The organism is Leuconostoc inhae (assembly GCF_019656015.1).
Taxonomy (GTDB): Bacteria; Bacillota; Bacilli; order Lactobacillales; family Lactobacillaceae; genus Leuconostoc; species Leuconostoc inhae_A.
Window position 1 is genome coordinate 1 of the sequence record NZ_BPKW01000003.1, and the last position, 17,591, is coordinate 17,591.

At 37.4% G+C, this 17,591-nt stretch carries 20 protein-coding genes; 17 read left to right on the top strand and 3 right to left on the bottom strand.

Annotated features, from left to right (window positions below; translation table 11 throughout):
• Positions 1–178: 178 nt before the first annotated feature.
• From spx to K5Q14_RS02060, 9 genes are all read left to right on the top strand, one after another.
• Positions 179–613 carry a transcriptional regulator Spx gene (gene spx, locus K5Q14_RS02020; protein ID WP_220734253.1) on the top strand — a complete coding sequence of 145 codons (435 nt, stop codon included), beginning with the start codon at positions 179–181 and terminating at the stop codon, positions 611–613.
• A gap of 63 nt (positions 614–676) precedes the next feature.
• The gene (locus tag K5Q14_RS02025) at positions 677–1,381 is read left to right on the top strand and encodes an adaptor protein MecA (protein WP_220734173.1); all 705 of its coding nucleotides are present in this window, start codon (positions 677–679) and stop codon (positions 1,379–1,381) included.
• 46 nt (positions 1,382–1,427) lie between these two features.
• Positions 1,428–1,829: a rhodanese-like domain-containing protein gene (locus K5Q14_RS02030; RefSeq protein ID WP_220734174.1), complete on the top strand. Its 402-nt coding sequence runs from the start codon at positions 1,428–1,430 to the stop codon at positions 1,827–1,829.
• Positions 1,830–1,963: 134 nt separating this feature from the next.
• A complete protein-coding gene (lplA, locus tag K5Q14_RS02035; protein ID WP_220734175.1) occupies positions 1,964–2,974 on the top strand; it encodes a lipoate--protein ligase in 1,011 nt (336 codons plus the stop codon).
• On the top strand, positions 2,967–4,103 hold the full coding sequence (locus K5Q14_RS02040) for a thiamine pyrophosphate-dependent dehydrogenase E1 component subunit alpha (RefSeq protein ID WP_220734176.1): 1,137 nt from the start codon (positions 2,967–2,969) through the stop codon (positions 4,101–4,103). Before lplA ends, K5Q14_RS02040 begins: the two co-directional genes overlap by 8 nt.
• A 1-nt stretch (position 4,104) precedes the next feature.
• A complete protein-coding gene (locus tag K5Q14_RS02045) occupies positions 4,105–5,085 on the top strand; it encodes an alpha-ketoacid dehydrogenase subunit beta (RefSeq protein ID WP_220734177.1) in 981 nt (326 codons plus the stop codon).
• Positions 5,078–6,385 (top strand): dihydrolipoamide acetyltransferase family protein, encoded by a 1,308-nt coding sequence (locus tag K5Q14_RS02050; protein WP_220734178.1) that lies wholly within the window; start codon positions 5,078–5,080, stop codon positions 6,383–6,385. The genes K5Q14_RS02045 and K5Q14_RS02050 overlap by 8 nt, the downstream gene beginning before the upstream one ends.
• A 2-nt stretch (positions 6,386–6,387) precedes the next feature.
• Positions 6,388–7,797: a dihydrolipoyl dehydrogenase gene (lpdA, locus tag K5Q14_RS02055; RefSeq protein ID WP_220734179.1), complete on the top strand. Its 1,410-nt coding sequence runs from the start codon at positions 6,388–6,390 to the stop codon at positions 7,795–7,797.
• A gap of 78 nt (positions 7,798–7,875) precedes the next feature.
• The gene (locus K5Q14_RS02060) at positions 7,876–8,658 is read left to right on the top strand and encodes an alpha/beta fold hydrolase (protein ID WP_220734180.1); all 783 of its coding nucleotides are present in this window, start codon (positions 7,876–7,878) and stop codon (positions 8,656–8,658) included.
• Between the two features lie 75 nt (positions 8,659–8,733).
• Here K5Q14_RS02060 and K5Q14_RS02065 read toward each other — a convergent pair whose 3' ends face one another.
• A complete protein-coding gene (locus K5Q14_RS02065) occupies positions 8,734–8,916 on the bottom strand; it encodes a DUF3042 family protein (RefSeq protein WP_220734181.1) in 183 nt (60 codons plus the stop codon).
• Between the two features lie 88 nt (positions 8,917–9,004).
• Between K5Q14_RS02065 and K5Q14_RS02070 the strand changes: the two genes are divergently transcribed.
• From K5Q14_RS02070 to K5Q14_RS02090, 5 genes are all read left to right on the top strand, one after another.
• Positions 9,005–9,760 carry a glycerophosphodiester phosphodiesterase gene (locus K5Q14_RS02070; protein ID WP_220734182.1) on the top strand — a complete coding sequence of 252 codons (756 nt, stop codon included), beginning with the start codon at positions 9,005–9,007 and terminating at the stop codon, positions 9,758–9,760.
• Positions 9,753–10,634, top strand: a complete 882-nt coding sequence (miaA, locus tag K5Q14_RS02075) for a tRNA (adenosine(37)-N6)-dimethylallyltransferase MiaA (RefSeq protein WP_220734183.1) — start codon at positions 9,753–9,755, stop codon at positions 10,632–10,634. Before K5Q14_RS02070 ends, miaA begins: the two co-directional genes overlap by 8 nt.
• A gap of 93 nt (positions 10,635–10,727) precedes the next feature.
• Positions 10,728–11,021 (top strand): helix-turn-helix domain-containing protein, encoded by a 294-nt coding sequence (locus K5Q14_RS02080; protein WP_246587519.1) that lies wholly within the window; start codon positions 10,728–10,730, stop codon positions 11,019–11,021.
• An 88-nt stretch (positions 11,022–11,109) separates the two neighbouring features.
• Positions 11,110–11,334, top strand: coding sequence for a hypothetical protein (locus K5Q14_RS02085; protein WP_220734184.1), 225 nt, complete (start codon positions 11,110–11,112; stop codon positions 11,332–11,334).
• Positions 11,335–11,358: 24 nt separating this feature from the next.
• Positions 11,359–11,589, top strand: a complete 231-nt coding sequence (locus tag K5Q14_RS02090) for a Blp family class II bacteriocin (RefSeq protein ID WP_220734185.1) — start codon at positions 11,359–11,361, stop codon at positions 11,587–11,589.
• Positions 11,590–11,954: 365 nt separating this feature from the next.
• On the opposite strand, the gene K5Q14_RS02095 is transcribed toward K5Q14_RS02090, so the two are convergent.
• Both K5Q14_RS02095 and K5Q14_RS02100 read right to left on the bottom strand, forming a co-directional pair.
• Positions 11,955–14,087 carry a cation:proton antiporter gene (locus K5Q14_RS02095; RefSeq protein ID WP_220734186.1) on the bottom strand — a complete coding sequence of 711 codons (2,133 nt, stop codon included), beginning with the start codon at positions 14,085–14,087 and terminating at the stop codon, positions 11,955–11,957.
• Positions 14,088–14,177: 90 nt separating this feature from the next.
• Entirely contained in the window at positions 14,178–15,164 is a 987-nt protein-coding gene (locus K5Q14_RS02100) for a LacI family DNA-binding transcriptional regulator (protein WP_220734187.1), read from the bottom strand.
• Between the two features lie 111 nt (positions 15,165–15,275).
• Here K5Q14_RS02100 and K5Q14_RS02105 point away from each other — a divergent pair, with 111 nt between their 5' ends.
• From K5Q14_RS02105 to K5Q14_RS02115, 3 genes are read left to right on the top strand one after another with little or no spacing between them, the layout of a single operon-like run.
• A complete protein-coding gene (locus K5Q14_RS02105; RefSeq protein ID WP_220734255.1) occupies positions 15,276–15,533 on the top strand; it encodes a hypothetical protein in 258 nt (85 codons plus the stop codon).
• Between the two features lie 10 nt (positions 15,534–15,543).
• Positions 15,544–16,287 carry a sugar phosphate isomerase/epimerase family protein gene (locus K5Q14_RS02110; RefSeq protein WP_220734188.1) on the top strand — a complete coding sequence of 248 codons (744 nt, stop codon included), beginning with the start codon at positions 15,544–15,546 and terminating at the stop codon, positions 16,285–16,287.
• Between the two features lie 8 nt (positions 16,288–16,295).
• Positions 16,296–17,573, top strand: coding sequence for a gluconate:proton symporter (locus tag K5Q14_RS02115; RefSeq protein ID WP_220734256.1), 1,278 nt, complete (start codon positions 16,296–16,298; stop codon positions 17,571–17,573).
• Positions 17,574–17,591: the final 18 nt, after the last annotated feature.

Genomic DNA, 17,591 nt, shown 5'->3' on the forward strand with positions numbered 1-17,591 from the left:
ATCACGCCGAAAGTAGTTGCCGGATCGCTGGCTGCGAGGATAGGAAGATGCGGTGCCGTACATAGGGAGTACTCTGAAAAGAGTGCTTTTTTTGTTGGTAATTTAAGGCCATATACTTTCTTAAGAAAATTTGTTATAATTAGCTTATTAGTATTTAAGGAGGCATTATTCTATGGCTATGGTTACACTATTTTCATCACCAAGTTGTACCTCTTGCCGAAAAGCAAAATTGTGGTTAAGCAATCATGATATTCCTTATATTGAGCGTGATGTGAATAAAGAACCACTGCGTGCTGAAGAAGTTAAAGAAATACTTAGATTAACTGAAGATGGGACAGAAGAGCTTATTTCTAAGCGCTCAAAAATATTTTCTAAATTGAATATAGACCTTGATAGTATTTCTACTAATACATTTATTGAACTGATAGTGGCTAACCCTTCTTTGCTGAAGAGACCAATTATTATGGACGATCATCGCATGCAAGTTGGATATAATGATGATGAAATACGTCGTTTTCTACCTCGTGATATACGTCAGCGTGAACTTATTCGTGCAACATTTAAGGCGGACTTTGAAGAAAAGGCAAAAGATTTAGTAGTTGAGAGAGAATAATTAGCTTCAGCTAGTTTTGCCATAATAATTTTTAAAATTGATATGAAAGGCGGCTATTAAATTATGGAAATGGAAAGAATTAATGATAATACAATTCGTGTCATGATTGAAAATACTGATTTAAAGGAACGTGGTATTTCTGTTATGGAATTGCTAGGGGATCACGATAAAATAGAGTCTTTTTTTTATAATATTTTATCTGAGGTTGATGTTGATCATGATTTTAGTGATGATGATCAAGTTAGTTTTCAAATTTTACCTAATCGTAATGGATTGGAATTATTTATTTCAAGATTAGATAATGATAACCAAGTAGGCGATGTTATTAACAACTTAATGAGTTATGCAAAAAATAAATCGGAAAACATTGACGATGTTAGCGATGAAAGACGTGTTGAATTACAACAAACTGACGATAGTATAGTTAGTTCGAATGGCCCTGAATCAAACAAAGTAGCAACAAATTCTGATAGTGCTATGAATTCTGAATTAGTTTTAAAACTTTTAGATTTTGAGTCAATTATTGCAATTTCAAAAATAAATCAAATAAAAAATACGTTGTCTGATTTATATCGATATAATGATACATTTTATCTTGTATTGACATTTCCAATTGATAAAATGACACTGGAAAAAATTAAAGATCAAAAATCTTTTGCGATTGAATTTGCTTCAGAAAGTGCTATTAAAAAAGATGTGCTAAGTGAGCATGGCGAAATAGTTATGCGTGAAGATGCACTTGCCCAAATAAAAAATATTTTTAAATGAGTGTGTCGTATAATATAGAAATTGGCGTGATTAGAAGAGGTGAGTTATGAATTTATTAACAACTGTCATTATAGTTGTTGTTGTGTGGGGTTTAATTGCTTTAGGAAGTTGGTTGTGGGTGTTTTTATCTGCAAAAAATAGTGCTGTATTGCTTAAACCTGTTGATTTTACAGACAAAATATCAAATGAAAACGGCCAAATTATTGATGTGAGAGAGTCTGCTGCATATAAGCGTTCGCATATAATGGGTGCGCGGAATATACCAATGACCAATTTTTTACAGGGAAAATCTGGGTTACGAAAAGACCGTGACATTTTCTTATATGACGAACGATTACGTGATGTGGCTCGTGTTGGTAAGTCTTTGAAAAAGCAAGGTTATCATAAAAGTAACATATTTATTTTACGCGGTGGTTTTAGTCGATATGATGGTAAAACTACAAAATAACTGATATTGAAGTAAAAAACACTTAGATTTTTCTAAGTGTTTTTTTGTCTAAAAAATTATAGTTATTTTTTATCAAAAGCGTGTATAATAAAAGGTGTAATATGTAAGCGGTTACAATTTAAGGAGTGTTATTTATGCGATATATTAATTATTTTAATCAAGATGCCTACACAAATATTGCCATGGACGCTTGGTTGTTAAAAAATTTAAAACCGAAAGAGCCTGTATTCTCTTTGTGGCAAAATAAACGTGCTGTTATCGTTGGTGAGAATCAAAATACATTTTCTGAAGTTAATGCTGACTATGTTGATGCACATAACGTGCAGGTTGTACGACGCGTATCTGGAGGTGGTGCGGTTTATCATGATTTAGGAAATATTTGCTTTACATTCTTTGTCCCTGTTTCTAGCAGTGCACGCGTTGATTTTCATCAATTTGTTCAGCCTATGGCTGATGCACTGGAGTCGCTTGGTATCCATGTAGATATATCTGGCAGAAATGATTTGGAAATTGAAGGAAAAAAAGTGTCAGGTAATGCACAGCGTTATGCTGGTGGCTATTTGATGCACCATGGTACGTTACTTTGGGACACTGATGTGGATGCTATGGTTCGCTCATTGAACGTTGCCGATGAAAAATTTATATCTAAGGCTGCTAAATCGGTTCGATCACGTGTTGGTAACATTAAGGACTATGCGCCAAAAGATTTGACGATTGACAAATTTATTGAACAGTTGACTTATTATTTGACGAATGAGGGACAAGACGATGAATATAAATTAAATGCTAAACAAAAATCCGATATTTTAACGTTGCGGGATGAAAAGTTTTCTCAGTGGTCATGGAATTATGGTCAAAGTCCAGAATTTATGTATAATAATCATGCCAAATTCAATGGTGGTAGTATTGATGTTCAAGTTGATGTTCATGATGGTAAGATAACAGACATTAATTTTACAGGTGATTTTTTAGGAGTTCGTGACTGGCGAGAGATGAAGTCACAATTGATTGATGTACCGTTCACATATGAATATATTGCTGATATTTTAGAGAAAAATAAGGATGGTCAATATTTTGGTAGCATTACCAATGATGAGTTGCTAAAAACGTTCTTTCAGAAAGATGAGGTAGAGACTAATGCGTGATGTCGTTGTAGCAAATAAGGAAATTCTTGATTTCGATAATCAAATACAGATACAAGATGATGTGTTTCCAATATTGCATATTTTAGACAGTGATGGTGAAATTGTTGATAATGAATCACTGAAAAGGGCACAGTTAACCGAAGAAGATTTTATAACTATAATCAAGCGTATGTTATTAAGTCGGCAACTAGATATTCGTTCAACTAAGTTGGCAAAGCAAGGACGTTTTGGATTTTTTGCACCAACTGCTGGACAAGAAGCTTCTCAAATGGCGTCATCATATGCTTTTAAAGATGATGATTGGTTAATGCCAGGCTATCGTGACATTCCTCAAATTGTTGTTAAAGGATGGCCAATTTGGAAAGCGATTTTATGGTCGCGCGGGCATGCATTGGGTAATGTGTTTACAACTGAAGAAGGAAAACCAGTTAATTCATGGATGCCACAAATTATTATCGGTGCACAGTATGTGGAGGCGGCAGGTATTGCACTTGGCATGAAAAAGCGTCAAAAGGACGCTGTTGCTTATGCCTATACAGGTGAAGGTGGTTCATCACAAGGTGATTTTTATGAAGGCGTTAATTTTGCTGGTGCTTATAAGGCGAATGCCGTTTTCTTTATACAAAATAATGGTTTCGCTATTTCAACACCCCGTGCGATGCAGACGGCTGCATCGCATTTGGCTGCAAAAGGTTGGGCTGCAGGTGTACCTAGTATTGTTGTTGATGGCAACGATCCTATTGCGGTTTATTTGGCTTCAAAGGAAGCAAGAGCATGGGCAACGAGCGGCAAAGGACCTGTCTTGATTGAAACGCTCACTAACCGCTTAGAGGCGCATTCAACTGCTGGTGATGATCCATTACGTTATCGCACACAAGCTGATATTGATGCTGCTTGGAAAAAAGAGCCATTAATTCGCATGCGTCAATATATGACCAGCCAAGGTATTTGGGATGAAGATAAAGAAACAGCTTACATCACTGAAGTCAATGCCCTGATTGATGACCAAATTAAGATAGCTGATAAGGTTTCTAAACAAAAAATTTCTGACTTTATCAAAAATACACTTGAAGTACCAAGCTATGCAATGGTTGAGCAAATTACCAAGTTTGAAAGCGAGGGAAAGTAACATGGCTGTTAAAAGTTATATTGATGCGGTTCGTGAAGCGATGGACTTAGCGTTAGAAAAAGACAATAATGTTTTGGTTTTTGGTGAAGATGTTGGTAAAAATGGTGGTGTATTTCGAGCGACAGATGGTTTACAAGCAAAATATGGTGAAGACCGTGTTTTCAATACGCCTTTGGCAGAATCAGGTATAGGCGGATTAGCCATTGGATTAACGACACAAGATTATCGGCCAATTATGGAAATTCAATTTTTTGGTTTTGTGTTTGAAGTGATGGATTCTATTGCTGGTCAGATGGCTCGTAATCGATACCGGTTTAATGGTACACGTAATATGCCTATTGTTGTACGATCACCTTATGGTGGTGGTACTAAAACACCTGAAATGCATGCAGATAATCTTGAAGGTATGGTGGCTCAGGTTCCTGGTATTCGTGTGGTTATGCCAGCTAATCCTGCAGATGCAAAAGGGTTACTCTTGAGTGCCATTGAATCTAACGACCCTGTTGTTTTTTTGGAAAATATACATTTGTATCGTTCAATGAAAGGTGAGGTACCTGAAGGATACTATACAACACCGCTAGATAAGGCAGCAATTGTTCATGAAGGTACAGATGTGTCAATTATTTCTTACGGTGGTGGTGTACCAGTTGCTTTGAAAGCGGCAGATGAATTAAATAAAAATGGTATTTCGGCCGAAGTGTTAGATTTACGTACGGTGTCGCCATTGGATATTCAAAGTATTGGTGATACGGTTACTAAAACTGGTCGAGTTGTTGTTGTTCAAGAGGCACAACGTATGGCTGGTATTGGTGCAAGTATTATGAGTGAAATTTCGGAACGATTTATTTTGAGTTTAAAAGCGCCAATTGGGCGTATTGCAGCACCAGATTCAGTGTATCCTTTTGGACAGGCAGAAAATGATTGGATGATTAAATCTGATGATGTTGTGGCCAAGGTAATGGAGGTTGTGAATTATGACTGAGATTTTTAAGATGCCTGATATTGGCGAAGGTATGGCTGAAGGAGATATTACAACATGGCTTATTAAGGTCGGAGATGTTGTTGCTATGGATGATCCCGTTGCTGAAGTTCAAAATGATAAATTGATTCAGGAAATTTTATCACCTTATGGTGGTAAAGTGACTAAGTTATTTGTTGAAGCGGGTACAACTGTTGAAGTGGGTGATTCCTTAATTGAATTTGATGGCGATGGTAGTGGTGATTCTGTCAGTGAAGAGCAACCCGACACGGTGGAAAAAAAGCCAGTTTCTGAAACAGTGCCAGAAAATAAAATCGCACAAATGCCAACTGTGACAAGTACACAAGCAGAAACAACCGTACAAGTTGTTAATGGCCATGTTTTGGCCATGCCATCGGTTCGTCATTTGGCTCATGAAAAAGGAATTGATCTGACAAAAGTTATACCTAGTGGTCGACATGGTCATGTTACTTTGTCCGATGTTGAAAATTTCCAAGATATTGATGAAACAACGGAAATTAACGTACAACCAACTATTAAGCCAAAAGAAGCGATCGCCACAAAGAATGATGCGCCTCTGGCTGCTGCACCTGAACCATTGCGAGAGGGACGTCAACCATTAACAGCAGTACGTAAGGCAATTGCTAAAGCAATGAGCACACAAAATACGACAATTCCAACGGTTACTAATTTTGATTCTGTTGAGGTTAGTAAGTTGGTGGCGCATCGTCAAGCATTTAAAGCGCAAGCTGCTAATGATGACATTCGATTGACGTATTTAGCATATGTTGTGAAGGCGTTAGCTGCCACAGCTAAAAAGTTCCCAGAATTGAATGCGAGTCTAGATATGGCAACACAAGAAGTCATCTATCATGATGATGTTAATATGGGGATAGCAGTTAGTGCACCATCAGGACTGTATGTACCAGTGATTGCACATGCGGATCAGAAGTCAATTTTAACTATTGCTGCAGAAATTGCTGAACTCGCCGAGGCGGTTCGTACTGGGACTATTCGACCTCAGCAAATGCAAGGTGGGACGATTACTATTTCTAACTTAGGGTCAGCACGTGGCACGTTGTTTACCCCAATTATTAGCGGTAAAGAAGTTGCTATCTTGGGACTGGGTTCGATTTTGAAGGAACCTATTGTCAATGAAGCGGGTGATCTTGCGATTGGTCAAAATATGAAGTTATCTCTCAGTTATGATCATCGTTTAATTGATGGTATGTTAGGGCAATCAGCCTTGAATTATTTGAAGCAATTATTGGCTGATCCTGCTTATATGTTAATGGAGGTTTAATCATGGTTGTCGGTGCACAAGCACGTGAAATTGATACTGTAGTGATTGGTTCTGGACCTGGTGGTTATGTGGCTGCAATTCGTGCAGCTGAGTTAGGCCAAAAAGTTACTATTATTGAACGCGATACGATTGGCGGTGTTTGTTTGAATGTCGGGTGTATACCTTCAAAGGCTTTAATTAATGTAGGACATCATTATCGTAAATCAATGTCGCCAACACCTTTTGGTTTAACGACGACTGGAACGGCACTTGATTGGCATCAAGTTCAAGATTGGAAACAAAATAAGGTTGTTCATACGTTGACTAGTGGTGTTGATATGTTACTCAAAAAGCATCATGTAGAAGTTATTAAAGGTGAAGCAAGATTTAACGATAATGCGACACTCAATGTGTTACAAGAAGATGGACATGAATTACTACAGTTTAATAATGCGATTATAGCAACTGGCTCTCGCCCAGTAGAATTAGCTAACATGCCTTTTGGCGGTCGTATTATTGATTCAACGGGGGCTTTGAATTTAACTGCTATACCAAAAAAATTGATCATTGTAGGTGGTGGCGTGATTGGTTCCGAGTTAGGCGGGGCCTATGCTAATTTAGGGACACAAGTGACAATTATTGAAGGTTTAGATCACACATTAAACGGCTTTGATCACGAAATGACGAAGCCAGTATTAGACGACTTCACAAGTCGTGGTGGTGTGATTGTGACATCTGCAGTTGCTAAATCAGCAGAACAAACAGTAGATGATGTGACATTGACTTATGAGGTTGACGGTAAAGAACAAACAGTTACTGGTGAATATTTGCTAGTGGCAGTTGGACGTCGTGTGAACACGGATGATGTCGGACTGAATAACACGGATATTAAGTTGTCAGATCGTGGTGTGATTGAAATAGCTGATAATATGCAAACAAGCGTTGCACATATTTATGCGATTGGAGATATTACTGCTGGCCCACAGCTTGCGCATAAAGCGAGCTTTCAAGCAAAAATTGCGGCTGGTGCAATTGCAGAAGACCCACAAGCCCATGATTTACATTATTCATTACCAGCTGTGGCGTACACTAATTTTGAATTAGCAACAACTGGTGAAACACCAGATTCAGTAAAAGACAAAAAACTGAATGTTAAAATTTCAAAATTTCCGTTTGCCGGTAACGGACGTGCTATTTCCATGGATGAAACAGTTGGCTTTATTCGACTCATTAGTGATAAGGAGACACATGCGCTACTGGGTGGTCAAATTGTTGGACCAAGTGCATCAGATTTGATTTCTGAATTGTCACTTGCAATTGAAAATGGGTTAACTACGAATGATATAGCATTAACAATTCATCCACATCCAACATTGGGAGAAGCAATTATGGACACTGCGGAATTGGCTGATGGTTTACCAATTCATATTTAAATCACAATGCTCTTTTAAATAATCATGATAAAATAAAGTTGTCACAATTGTGGCAACTTTATTTAGATAGGAATAAACATGGCAAAATTTACAACAACTGATGATGTTACGATTGACTATAATATATATGGGCTGGGACAGCCGATAATTCTCGTTGCAGGTTATTCTGGTAATCAGGCAACATGGGTAGCACAAATTGACGTTTTAGTAGCCAATGGGTTACAGGTTATTACCTATGACCGCCGTAATCATGGTAAAAGTGATACGGTTAATTACGGGATGCGTCTGTCACGGCATGGCAAAGATTTAGCAGAATTGATATCCGTACTTCAGTTAAAAAAGCCAATATTGTTAGGCCATTCCATGGGAGCAAGCACGATTTGGGCTTATTTGTCGTTATTTGGTGATGAAGGTGTTAGCGCTGTGATTACTGAAGATCAAGTTCCAACGATGTTACAGGATGATACATGGCCCTTTGGACTTTTTGATGCTGACATGGGGACACTTATGCAGGCAATTGAAAAGTTACCACATACAAAATTGACGCGGTTGAAAATTTCAGATGACATCAAACGGGCAATCGGTGAAAATTATCAACCTTTTGATTTCCAATTTAACATGCCATTATTGTTAAATAGTGCTGTACAAGATTGGCGGGATGTGGTGCGTCGTGAACGTACACCACATCTTTATTTAGCCGGTGGTGAGTCCCCATTATGGCCTGCTAAGCATGCTGAATTAGCGGCCAAAATGACCAAACATGGGCAGTATGTTATTTTTGATGGTGCAGGACATATACCGCATATTGAAGTGCCAGAGATGTTTAATCAAGTTGTGTTAGAATTTATTAATCAGTTGTAAAAGAATAAATGACTACTCAAAAAAACCTGTGACTTATCAAAATTTATTGGTAAGTCACAGGTTTTATGGTTGATTTTAGTAGCGTGATTGATGTGCTGCAACACTACGACGAATTGCTTGTTTTGATACTTCTTCATGATGTTCTTCGGCTTCTTGTGCTGGCTTAATCACTGTATGGCGGTAGCTTAGTGCTGTGGCAGCAGCGACAGCAACTGAACTTAAAATACCAACAATAATACCTGACTTAAATGATTTCATAATAGTAACAACCTCTTTCTTAAGTTTTCTTAAAGTCTATTATCAACTATTTTGACGCATTTGTAAATGAATTTAGTATAATTAAGTTATGATGAATAAAACACAAATTATTGCGCATCGTGGCTACCGTGCCGTAGCACCGGAAAATACCTTGCCAGCTTTCGAAGCAGCTTTAGCTTATCAACCAGATATGTTGGAAATGGATGTTCACCGGACTAAAGATGGGCATCTGGTAGTGATTCACGATGAAAAAGTTGATCGCACAACTAATGGGACTGGATTTGTCAAAGATATGACGTTAGCTGAAATTAAATCGTTAGATGCTGGTAGTTATAAAGAACCAAAAATGATTGGTGTGACAATTCCAACTTTTGATGAGTTTTTGGCTTTTTTGCGTACACAAAATTTTGAGCAGACATTAATGTTAGAAATAAAAACAGATCATGTTGCTTACCCAGGTATTGAAAAAGAAATATTGGATAAAGTGGACGCCTATCAACCAAAATACCATGTGCTATATCAAAGTTTTAATTTAAATTCGTTAAAAATTGTCCGAAAATTACAGCCAAATGCGGACATTGCGGCGTTGGTATATTGGGCAACGCCAATAGTTTATTGGCTGAAGTGGCGAGGTGTCTTTGATTATATTCATTCAGATATTCGTGTCTTAAAAAATAAACCAAATATTTTTTGGCGACCTAACGTGCACATGAGAACCTGGACGGTTGATAACGAGGCAGATATGCGTCGTATTTTTAAGGCTGGTTTACGGGGAATAATCACAAACCAAGTGGCATTAGCTACTAAAATACGTCAAGAAATTCAAGGGGATGAACATGACTAAACTAGTCGTTATTGCGGGACCGACTGCATCGGGGAAAAGTGACCTAGCCATTGCCATGGCACAAAAATTTAACGGTGAAATCATTTCAGCTGACGCGATGCAAATTTATCGTGAGTTAGACATTGGCACAGCAAAAGTCACCTTGACTGAACGAAAACTAGTACCCCATCATTTGATAGATATTATTGGTATGACCGACCAATTTTCGGTGGCTGATTTTGTTGCTCGTGCTGATGCGGCGATTGTGGATATTGTGTCACGTGGTAAATTGCCGATTATCGCAGGAGGAACAGGCTTTTATGTCAAAGCATTGCTAGGCGAGCAACCGCTTGATTTTGTCGCAAGTGACGCACAAGAAGTGATTGACTTAAAACAACGTGACTTGTCTGATCTTATGAGTGAATTACAGAGGCTTGATAGCACGTTAGCAAATAAAGTTGATCAACATAATAAACAGCGGATCATTCGAGCAATTGAAATTGCTCGTCATGGGGCGCATGTCAAAAAAACGATGCGCCCTAAATACGATGCGTTAGTTGTTGGCATTGATTGGTCACGTGATATATTATACGAGCGAATTAATTCACGCGCGCAAACGATGATTGATGCTGGTTTGCTAACAGAGGCAAACCGCATTTTAAATGCTGGCGGTGAAAATATTCAAGCGGGAAAAGCAATCGGTTATAAAGAATTTTTTCCATATTTATATGGTGACATAACGCTGGATGAAGCTATAACAAAAATGCAGCAAGACTCTAGGCGGTATGCCAAGCGCCAGTTAACGTATCTGAGACATCAAATTCCAGGATTAATCTGGCTTGATGGCGCGCAATCGCAGGCAGAATTGGCGACGCGTATTGAATCTTGGGTATAAAAATGATGGTTTAGGTGGATAATATTAAGGTTTGCTGTACTTTTTAGAAAGACTGAATGTACCAAAACTTCAATATAGGAAATAGAATTGTATATGGCATATTCTAAAAATATTAGGGGGATTAACATGATTGACAACTCTGTTTTTTGTGAACTGACTGAAAGAGACCTAGCAAACATTTGTGGTGGCAGCTCTGAAGATATAGCAGTTAACCTTAAAGTACTAAGACTAACTGCTGGATTTAAAAGGGTAGATTTAGCGGACATGTTAAATGTTAGTTTATCAACAATTACGAAGTATGAAAAAGGCTCTAGGGTGCCTGACATTGATACAATAATCAAATTAGCTGAAATTCTGAACACAGATGTTGATAACTTGATTTTTTGAAAGTGAAATTTCGGACATATTGTCCGAAATTTTATAAGTTATCTTGTATATAATATAAGATAACCTATAGAAGGAGTAATGGATATTTATGAATAAGTTGTCAGAACAAGAATTATCACAAATTTTTGGAGGAGCTAAGGGTAGTATAGGAGGGTATCTTGCATCTACGTCTATTGGAACTGCTACTGGAATGCTAAAAGGTGCTTGGAATGGTCGTTTAGCTGGACCAGAAGGTATGGTTATTGGAGCGGGAATTTGGGGAACTGCTGGATTTTATGGCTCAACGATTACCTATTTGGGATCACACAATTAATTATTTAACAAGGGAGAAAATGCCATGAACAATGTTAACTTTATCAGTGAACAAAATTTATCTTTGATACATGGGGGTGCTAAGCCAAATATGGGAGGATATTTATCGACGGTTGCTGCCGGTACAGCTGGAGGTGCTACTAAGGGGGCTTTGGGATCTTGGTGGACAGGAGAAGGAGTTGTTGTAGGAGCAGGCATTGGTGCTGTAGGTGGATTTTATATCAGTACAGCAGGTTATTTTGCAACGCATCATTAATTTAAAATTTAATATTATTAGATATTTATTGATATCTATTGATATCTAACAATAATGTATAGGAAAATTAATATGAAAAAAATATTTCTAAGAGAAACCATAGGCAGTATGGTGATGGCAATTGTATATTTTATAGGTATTTTTGTATTTTCTTTGCTGTTTAAACAAAAGTTCAACTTTCATGACACGGTAATTGATAGTTTGATTTTTACAATTATTATGACCGTGATGTCAATTGTAATCAATAGATATTTTTATTCTGATAGAAAATAATGATTGCGTATAAAGAACTATATGATCTTAACAAAAATAAGGACATTCATGATAATCAAACATGAATGTCCTTATTTTTTATTGACGAAACATTATACTTTCGATTCTACGTACTCATCTGTAGCCAATTGTTCAGTTTGATCTAATTGTAACATTTGTGCCTGATTAATTTCTTTGTAAAGCGCACTTGCCATGGGTTGGACAATAGTACCTTCGGAAACACCTTGTTGTACAAAGTCGTATTCATATTGGAATGCTTGAATATAAAGGGAACTATTAACGGGGACAGATTCGTGCTTATAGTCACGTTTTACGCGATTAAAGAAGCGATTCATTGTTTCACGAACGAAATAAATGTGGTCATTATCACTTTGCTGGCTGGCAAGGCGGTCACGTAATGTATCATCCAAATAGGTATCTGTAGCATGAGTCAGGTCGATATTGAGTGCTATGAGCCCATCACGTGTGTCAGTCCATTTTTTGATGTTGGCAGCAAATGTGGGATCAGTCTTTAATTTATTTTTTCGGAAACGATTGCGTTGCGCACGTGTAATAACGCCATTTGCAAGGTGCCAAGTTGATTCGCGAGCGTATCGACGTAAAGTGCGTTTAAGTTGGTGCTTGAACGATCTCGTTTGCTTGGGACCAATATTGCGAGTGTGTTGTAAAATCTTAGCATAGATATTAATTGTGTTGGCGCTGTAAATCTTAGTGACGGAATCATTGCGAATGTACATCAAAGCAAAATCTTGTGTATCTGCTAGTAAGTCAAGAAATTGAGATGAAGCGCTTTTTCTATCATCCATCATGAACAATTTATTTTTTTGTGATTGAAGTTGCGTTGACAGGGTTTCACGGATATCATGATCTGATACATGATCAAGAATTTTTAGTGAGGCGTAATCTATCATTTTATCACGTGTTTGGTTGAAATCAACTGTTGTATATGATTCGATTTTTGCAGGTAATTGTAATGGCAAAACAATGGCACTAACAAGCATACTGATTAAAATGACTAAGGTTGCCACAATAATGAGTGTTTCACGGTAGGGAAATGCATGACCTGCAATTTTGTAAGGTAAAGAAAAAGCCATGGCTAACGTTACAGTGCCATGAACACCACTAATAGCGAAAATACGGGCATAAAATTTGTGTTGTTTATCATTACGATCGCCAAAAAATAATGCAAAGCTGCTTGGTTTATGATGATTTTGTCTATCATTACTGTCGCGTAAAGCCCAAAAGTATCGTAAAACCAGCATAATGACATAAATCAAAACACTCAATGCCACGAGTTGTAATGTGCCAGACAAACCAATTTTTGTGATTGATAACCAAACGCCAGGTAAAGAAACACCTAAAATTAAGAAAACAACAGCATTTAACACATCTGCAATGGTTTGCCAAATCGTACGCGAGGTTAATTGTACAGTTGTCGAAGTCAAACGTAAGCGACTTGACTCCCAATTATGCACCATGCCAGTTGCCACGACTGCTAAAATGCCAGACGTTCCTAAGTGTTCAGCGAGTAAATAGACAGCGAATGGGGTTAACAAACTAATAGGAATGATGGTTGTTTCTGGGTTTGATGCGCGCTGTTGTAAATTAACACGTAATGCCACAATAAGAAATCCAAGAATTGTACCAACAAGAACACCGCCAACTGCCACGAAGAAAAAATGTTCTAAGCCATGAACAACGGAAAAAGTACCTTGTGATAAAACTGATAGCGCCAAATCTAACATGACCAGGCCGGTAGCATCATTAAAAAGTGACTCGAGTTCTAATGCCTCGCCAACGCCTTCAGGCATGTCAGTGCCTGCTGTTAATGATTTAACAGCGACTGCATCGGTAGGCGTGACAATAGCAGCTAAGGTAATAGCTAAAGGTAGTGTCCAAGTGACTTCAATGTGATTGGTAATGATACCAACCACAAGCGTCGTCACGACGGCTAAAACGACCGATAATAGCCAAATACCTTCAAAACGTTTTTTTATTTTAGCAAATGATTGTTTTTGACCATCAATAAACATGATTGGGGCGATAATCATTAACATAAAAAATTCAGGTTCAAGTTCAAAATTTTTAAAAATTGGTGTCAATGACATGGCAACACCAACAGCAATTAAAATAAAAGCCTCAGGTATTTTAGGAACAAATTCTTTAATAATATTGGTCGCAATGACACCAATCAATAATAAAGCTAAGGTATATAAAGTAGTCATGTTACTCCTTGTTAATTTTTATACGGTCTATTATATTAAATAGCCACCACAAAAGGACGCTTTTTTGACATGAAAACGTTGTTTAGTTCATCATAAGGAATCGCGCAATTGAATCGTAGACGGAATGCGGATGTTTTTAGGCAACAGGCCATGTTCATTCATAATCATAGTTAATTTTTCAGCAGCGGTACGCCCAATTTCTTGCGGATTTTGTGAAATAGAAGCAATTGCTGGTGAAATCATGTCTGCAAATTGGTCATCATCGTAGCCAATCAAGCCGATATCTTCTGGCACACGTAGCTGCTGTAATTTTAAGAAACGAACAGCAGACCATAGTACTTGACCATTAAGTGCAAAAATAGCTGTCCGTTGATTAGCATTTAGGGTAGCGGTTAAAATTGATTGCCAATTGGAATCATCAATTTCAATTAAATGAACTGTTATCTGGCTTCCAGTCAGCCCAGCTTTTAGACCATTGTAGCGATTCATACGACTTGACACACCAGTAATCTTATTGGCTAATACGATGACTGTATCGTAATGCTTTGTCTTAAATATTTTGGCGAGATCAACTGATTTTTGAAAATTATCAGATACAACAGCTGGCCAAGTAAACGGTTCGGTGTAACGATCGACTTGTACCACTGGTGTTTTATTATTGATCAAAAATTGATAATGATCAGGTTGATGAACTAATGGTTGCAAAATAATACCATCTACTTGCTCTGTCATCATTTTTTCTAAATTACTTAATTCGCGATCAATATTGTTATCAGCATCCATGATTAAAACTTGATAATGTGTTTTTTGAAAATAATCACCAATACCTTTTAGCAAACGAGAGGTGTACATATTCGAAATATCAGCCACGGAGACGCCAATTAAAAAAGAATTACGGGCTTTCAAGGCTTGGGCTTGTCTGTTGGGACGATAATCAAGTTCAGCAATTGTTTGTTCAATACGAACTTTTGTTGCTTTTGACATATTGTCGAATTTATCATTTAAATAACGAGAAATTGTTGTTTTTGAAACGCCAGCTTTTGCAGCAATATCGTTAATTGTGATTTTTTTATCCATGAAGATATTATACGCCAAATTAAAAACAAGGGCTTGACAAAAATCTGGAAGCGTTTACAATAGACTTTGTAAACCGGTTTCCGAAAACGTTAAACTAAAAAAGGATAAATGATGACAAAAGAAAAAATGAGTATTAATCCTGAGAAATTTGCCCTACAGTTTATTGCATCTGTCAATTTTGACTTTGATGAAAAAGAACTCGAGAGCATGGCTAAAAAAGAGTTAGCAGCTTATCTGTCTGCTTATTTTCTTGCTGAAAAATTCAATAAAATTGAAAGCAAAAATTTTGATAAATCACAATCACCTGATTTATCAGACTTAGGCTTTGATGCGTTATTGAAACATGTTGCAGATTTAAATAAATATTAAGGAGTGTATCATGGAAAAATCACAAATTGTTTTGAACCATTTAGTATTTGCATCCGACCGCGAAAAGGGTGAACAACAATTAGATATGTTAAAAAAAGTCGTTGGTTTTGGTGTTAATTCTGCTGAGTTACGGCGTGAATACTTCGACAACATCATTGCAGAAGCACCGGCAATATCAGCATATGCTAAAATTAAAAATCTACGTCTTTTTTACTCGGTACCTGATGACGTGTTTGTTAATCATCGCGTTAATCCAAAGTTGAGTCAATATTATGATGAGGCCATTCAGCTAGGTGTGACTGTCATCAAGTTCAATACGGGAGACTTTGATATTTTATTGCCAGAAGATATTGCGACATTAGAAAAGTTATTGCAAATGGGGATTCAAACAAATATTGAAAACGACCAGACGCAGACATCTGGTAAAATGCGCGCCATTGAAAAATTTATGGTCGCAGCTCATGCCGCAAATCTTGCTATTGGTTATGTTTATGATATGGGGAATTGGCGATATGTAGGGGAAGACGAGATGACAGCAGCAAAACAATTATCATCATATGTCAAATACATTCATGTCAAAGACGATAAAGGTGTTGGCGATCAGTTAGTTACTGTGCCATTAAACGATGGTGACATTGCATGGCATGAAATTATGCATATATTACCACAAGATGTCCCAGTAGCTATCGAGTATCCAACTGCAAATGAACAGACCATTCTTGATGGTATTCAAGCACTTAAAGTGTTTAATTGAGGTATATGATGACCAATATTATTATTAGTATTTTACTGTTACTGACGTTTGTCGGATTTATCTATTATATTGTTAAAGGTGGCAATTTAGTCATCGGGTTCTTCATTATGGCGCTACTATGGTCAGTCATTGGCTTGATTCCCTTTAATGTCGTAATCCAAGATGTTATCGCGAAACCAGCACTCAATTATGGGCCAACAATTATATATATTGTGTTTGGTTCGTGGTTTGGTCGCGTATTAGTGGATTCTGGTATTGCTGGGTCCATCTCTGCTCAAACCGAAAAAGTTGGTCGTAAGGCGCCAATTCTTGCAGCTATTTTGGTTGTATTAGTTACGGCTTTGATTTTTTCATCAGCTTATGGCGTGGGGTCAGTTATTGCAATCGGTGTTATTTTGATTCCGATTCTGTTATCAATTGGTGTCCCTAAAAAAGTCGCTATTCCAGCATTTACAATGGCCATTGGTGCGCCAATGTATATCAACGTGGTACTATTTAATCAAATTAAAGCTTTTTTTCCTTCAGTTAACTTTTCTGGTAACTATTTGGTTTTTGGTTTAACAGCCATGAGTGTCCAATTGATTGGTGTGATTATTTTTATTTTAGTGCATAGCAAAAGTATTAAAAACGGTAAAATTGAAACGATTGCTACCAATGACCAAGTTGCATTCAAGCGGACACATCCAGTGACATTCATTGTACCAATCATACCAGTTGCCCTAAACATGTTTTTTCACTGGGATGCGATTCCGGCGTTATTGTTAGCAACAATTATTGCTTTACTGTTAACTGGTCAAATGAAATCCTATACTGGCTTAGTTGCGTTTATTAATAAAACTGTGTCGCAAGCAATTAATGATATTTCTGGTTTGATCATCTTTTTGATGGCATTGGTTATGTTTGCCGGTGCAGCAACTGTTAATGTGCCTCATTTTAAGGGCATTATTGAAGTGATTTTGCCACATAGCCCGTTAGTTTTGGCTATTGCCGTGGGTATTTTAGCACCATTAGCCTTATTCCGTGGACCATTGCATGTTTGGGGTGCTGGTGCAGCAACGGCAGCAGTTTTAGCAGCAACTGGCACATTCCCACCAATCTTTTTGTTACCACTCTTATACACAGCAAGTATTATGGCGGTTTCTATCGACTTGACTCAGTCATGGAACACATGGGCATTGACGTATTCTAAACTTGAAACCAAAGAGTATTTGAAAATGGGTATTCCAGTGATGTGGGCAGTCTCGATTGTGAATGAATTATTAGTGTTTGCTTTCTTTGGACATTAAAACGAACAGTTTAAGGAG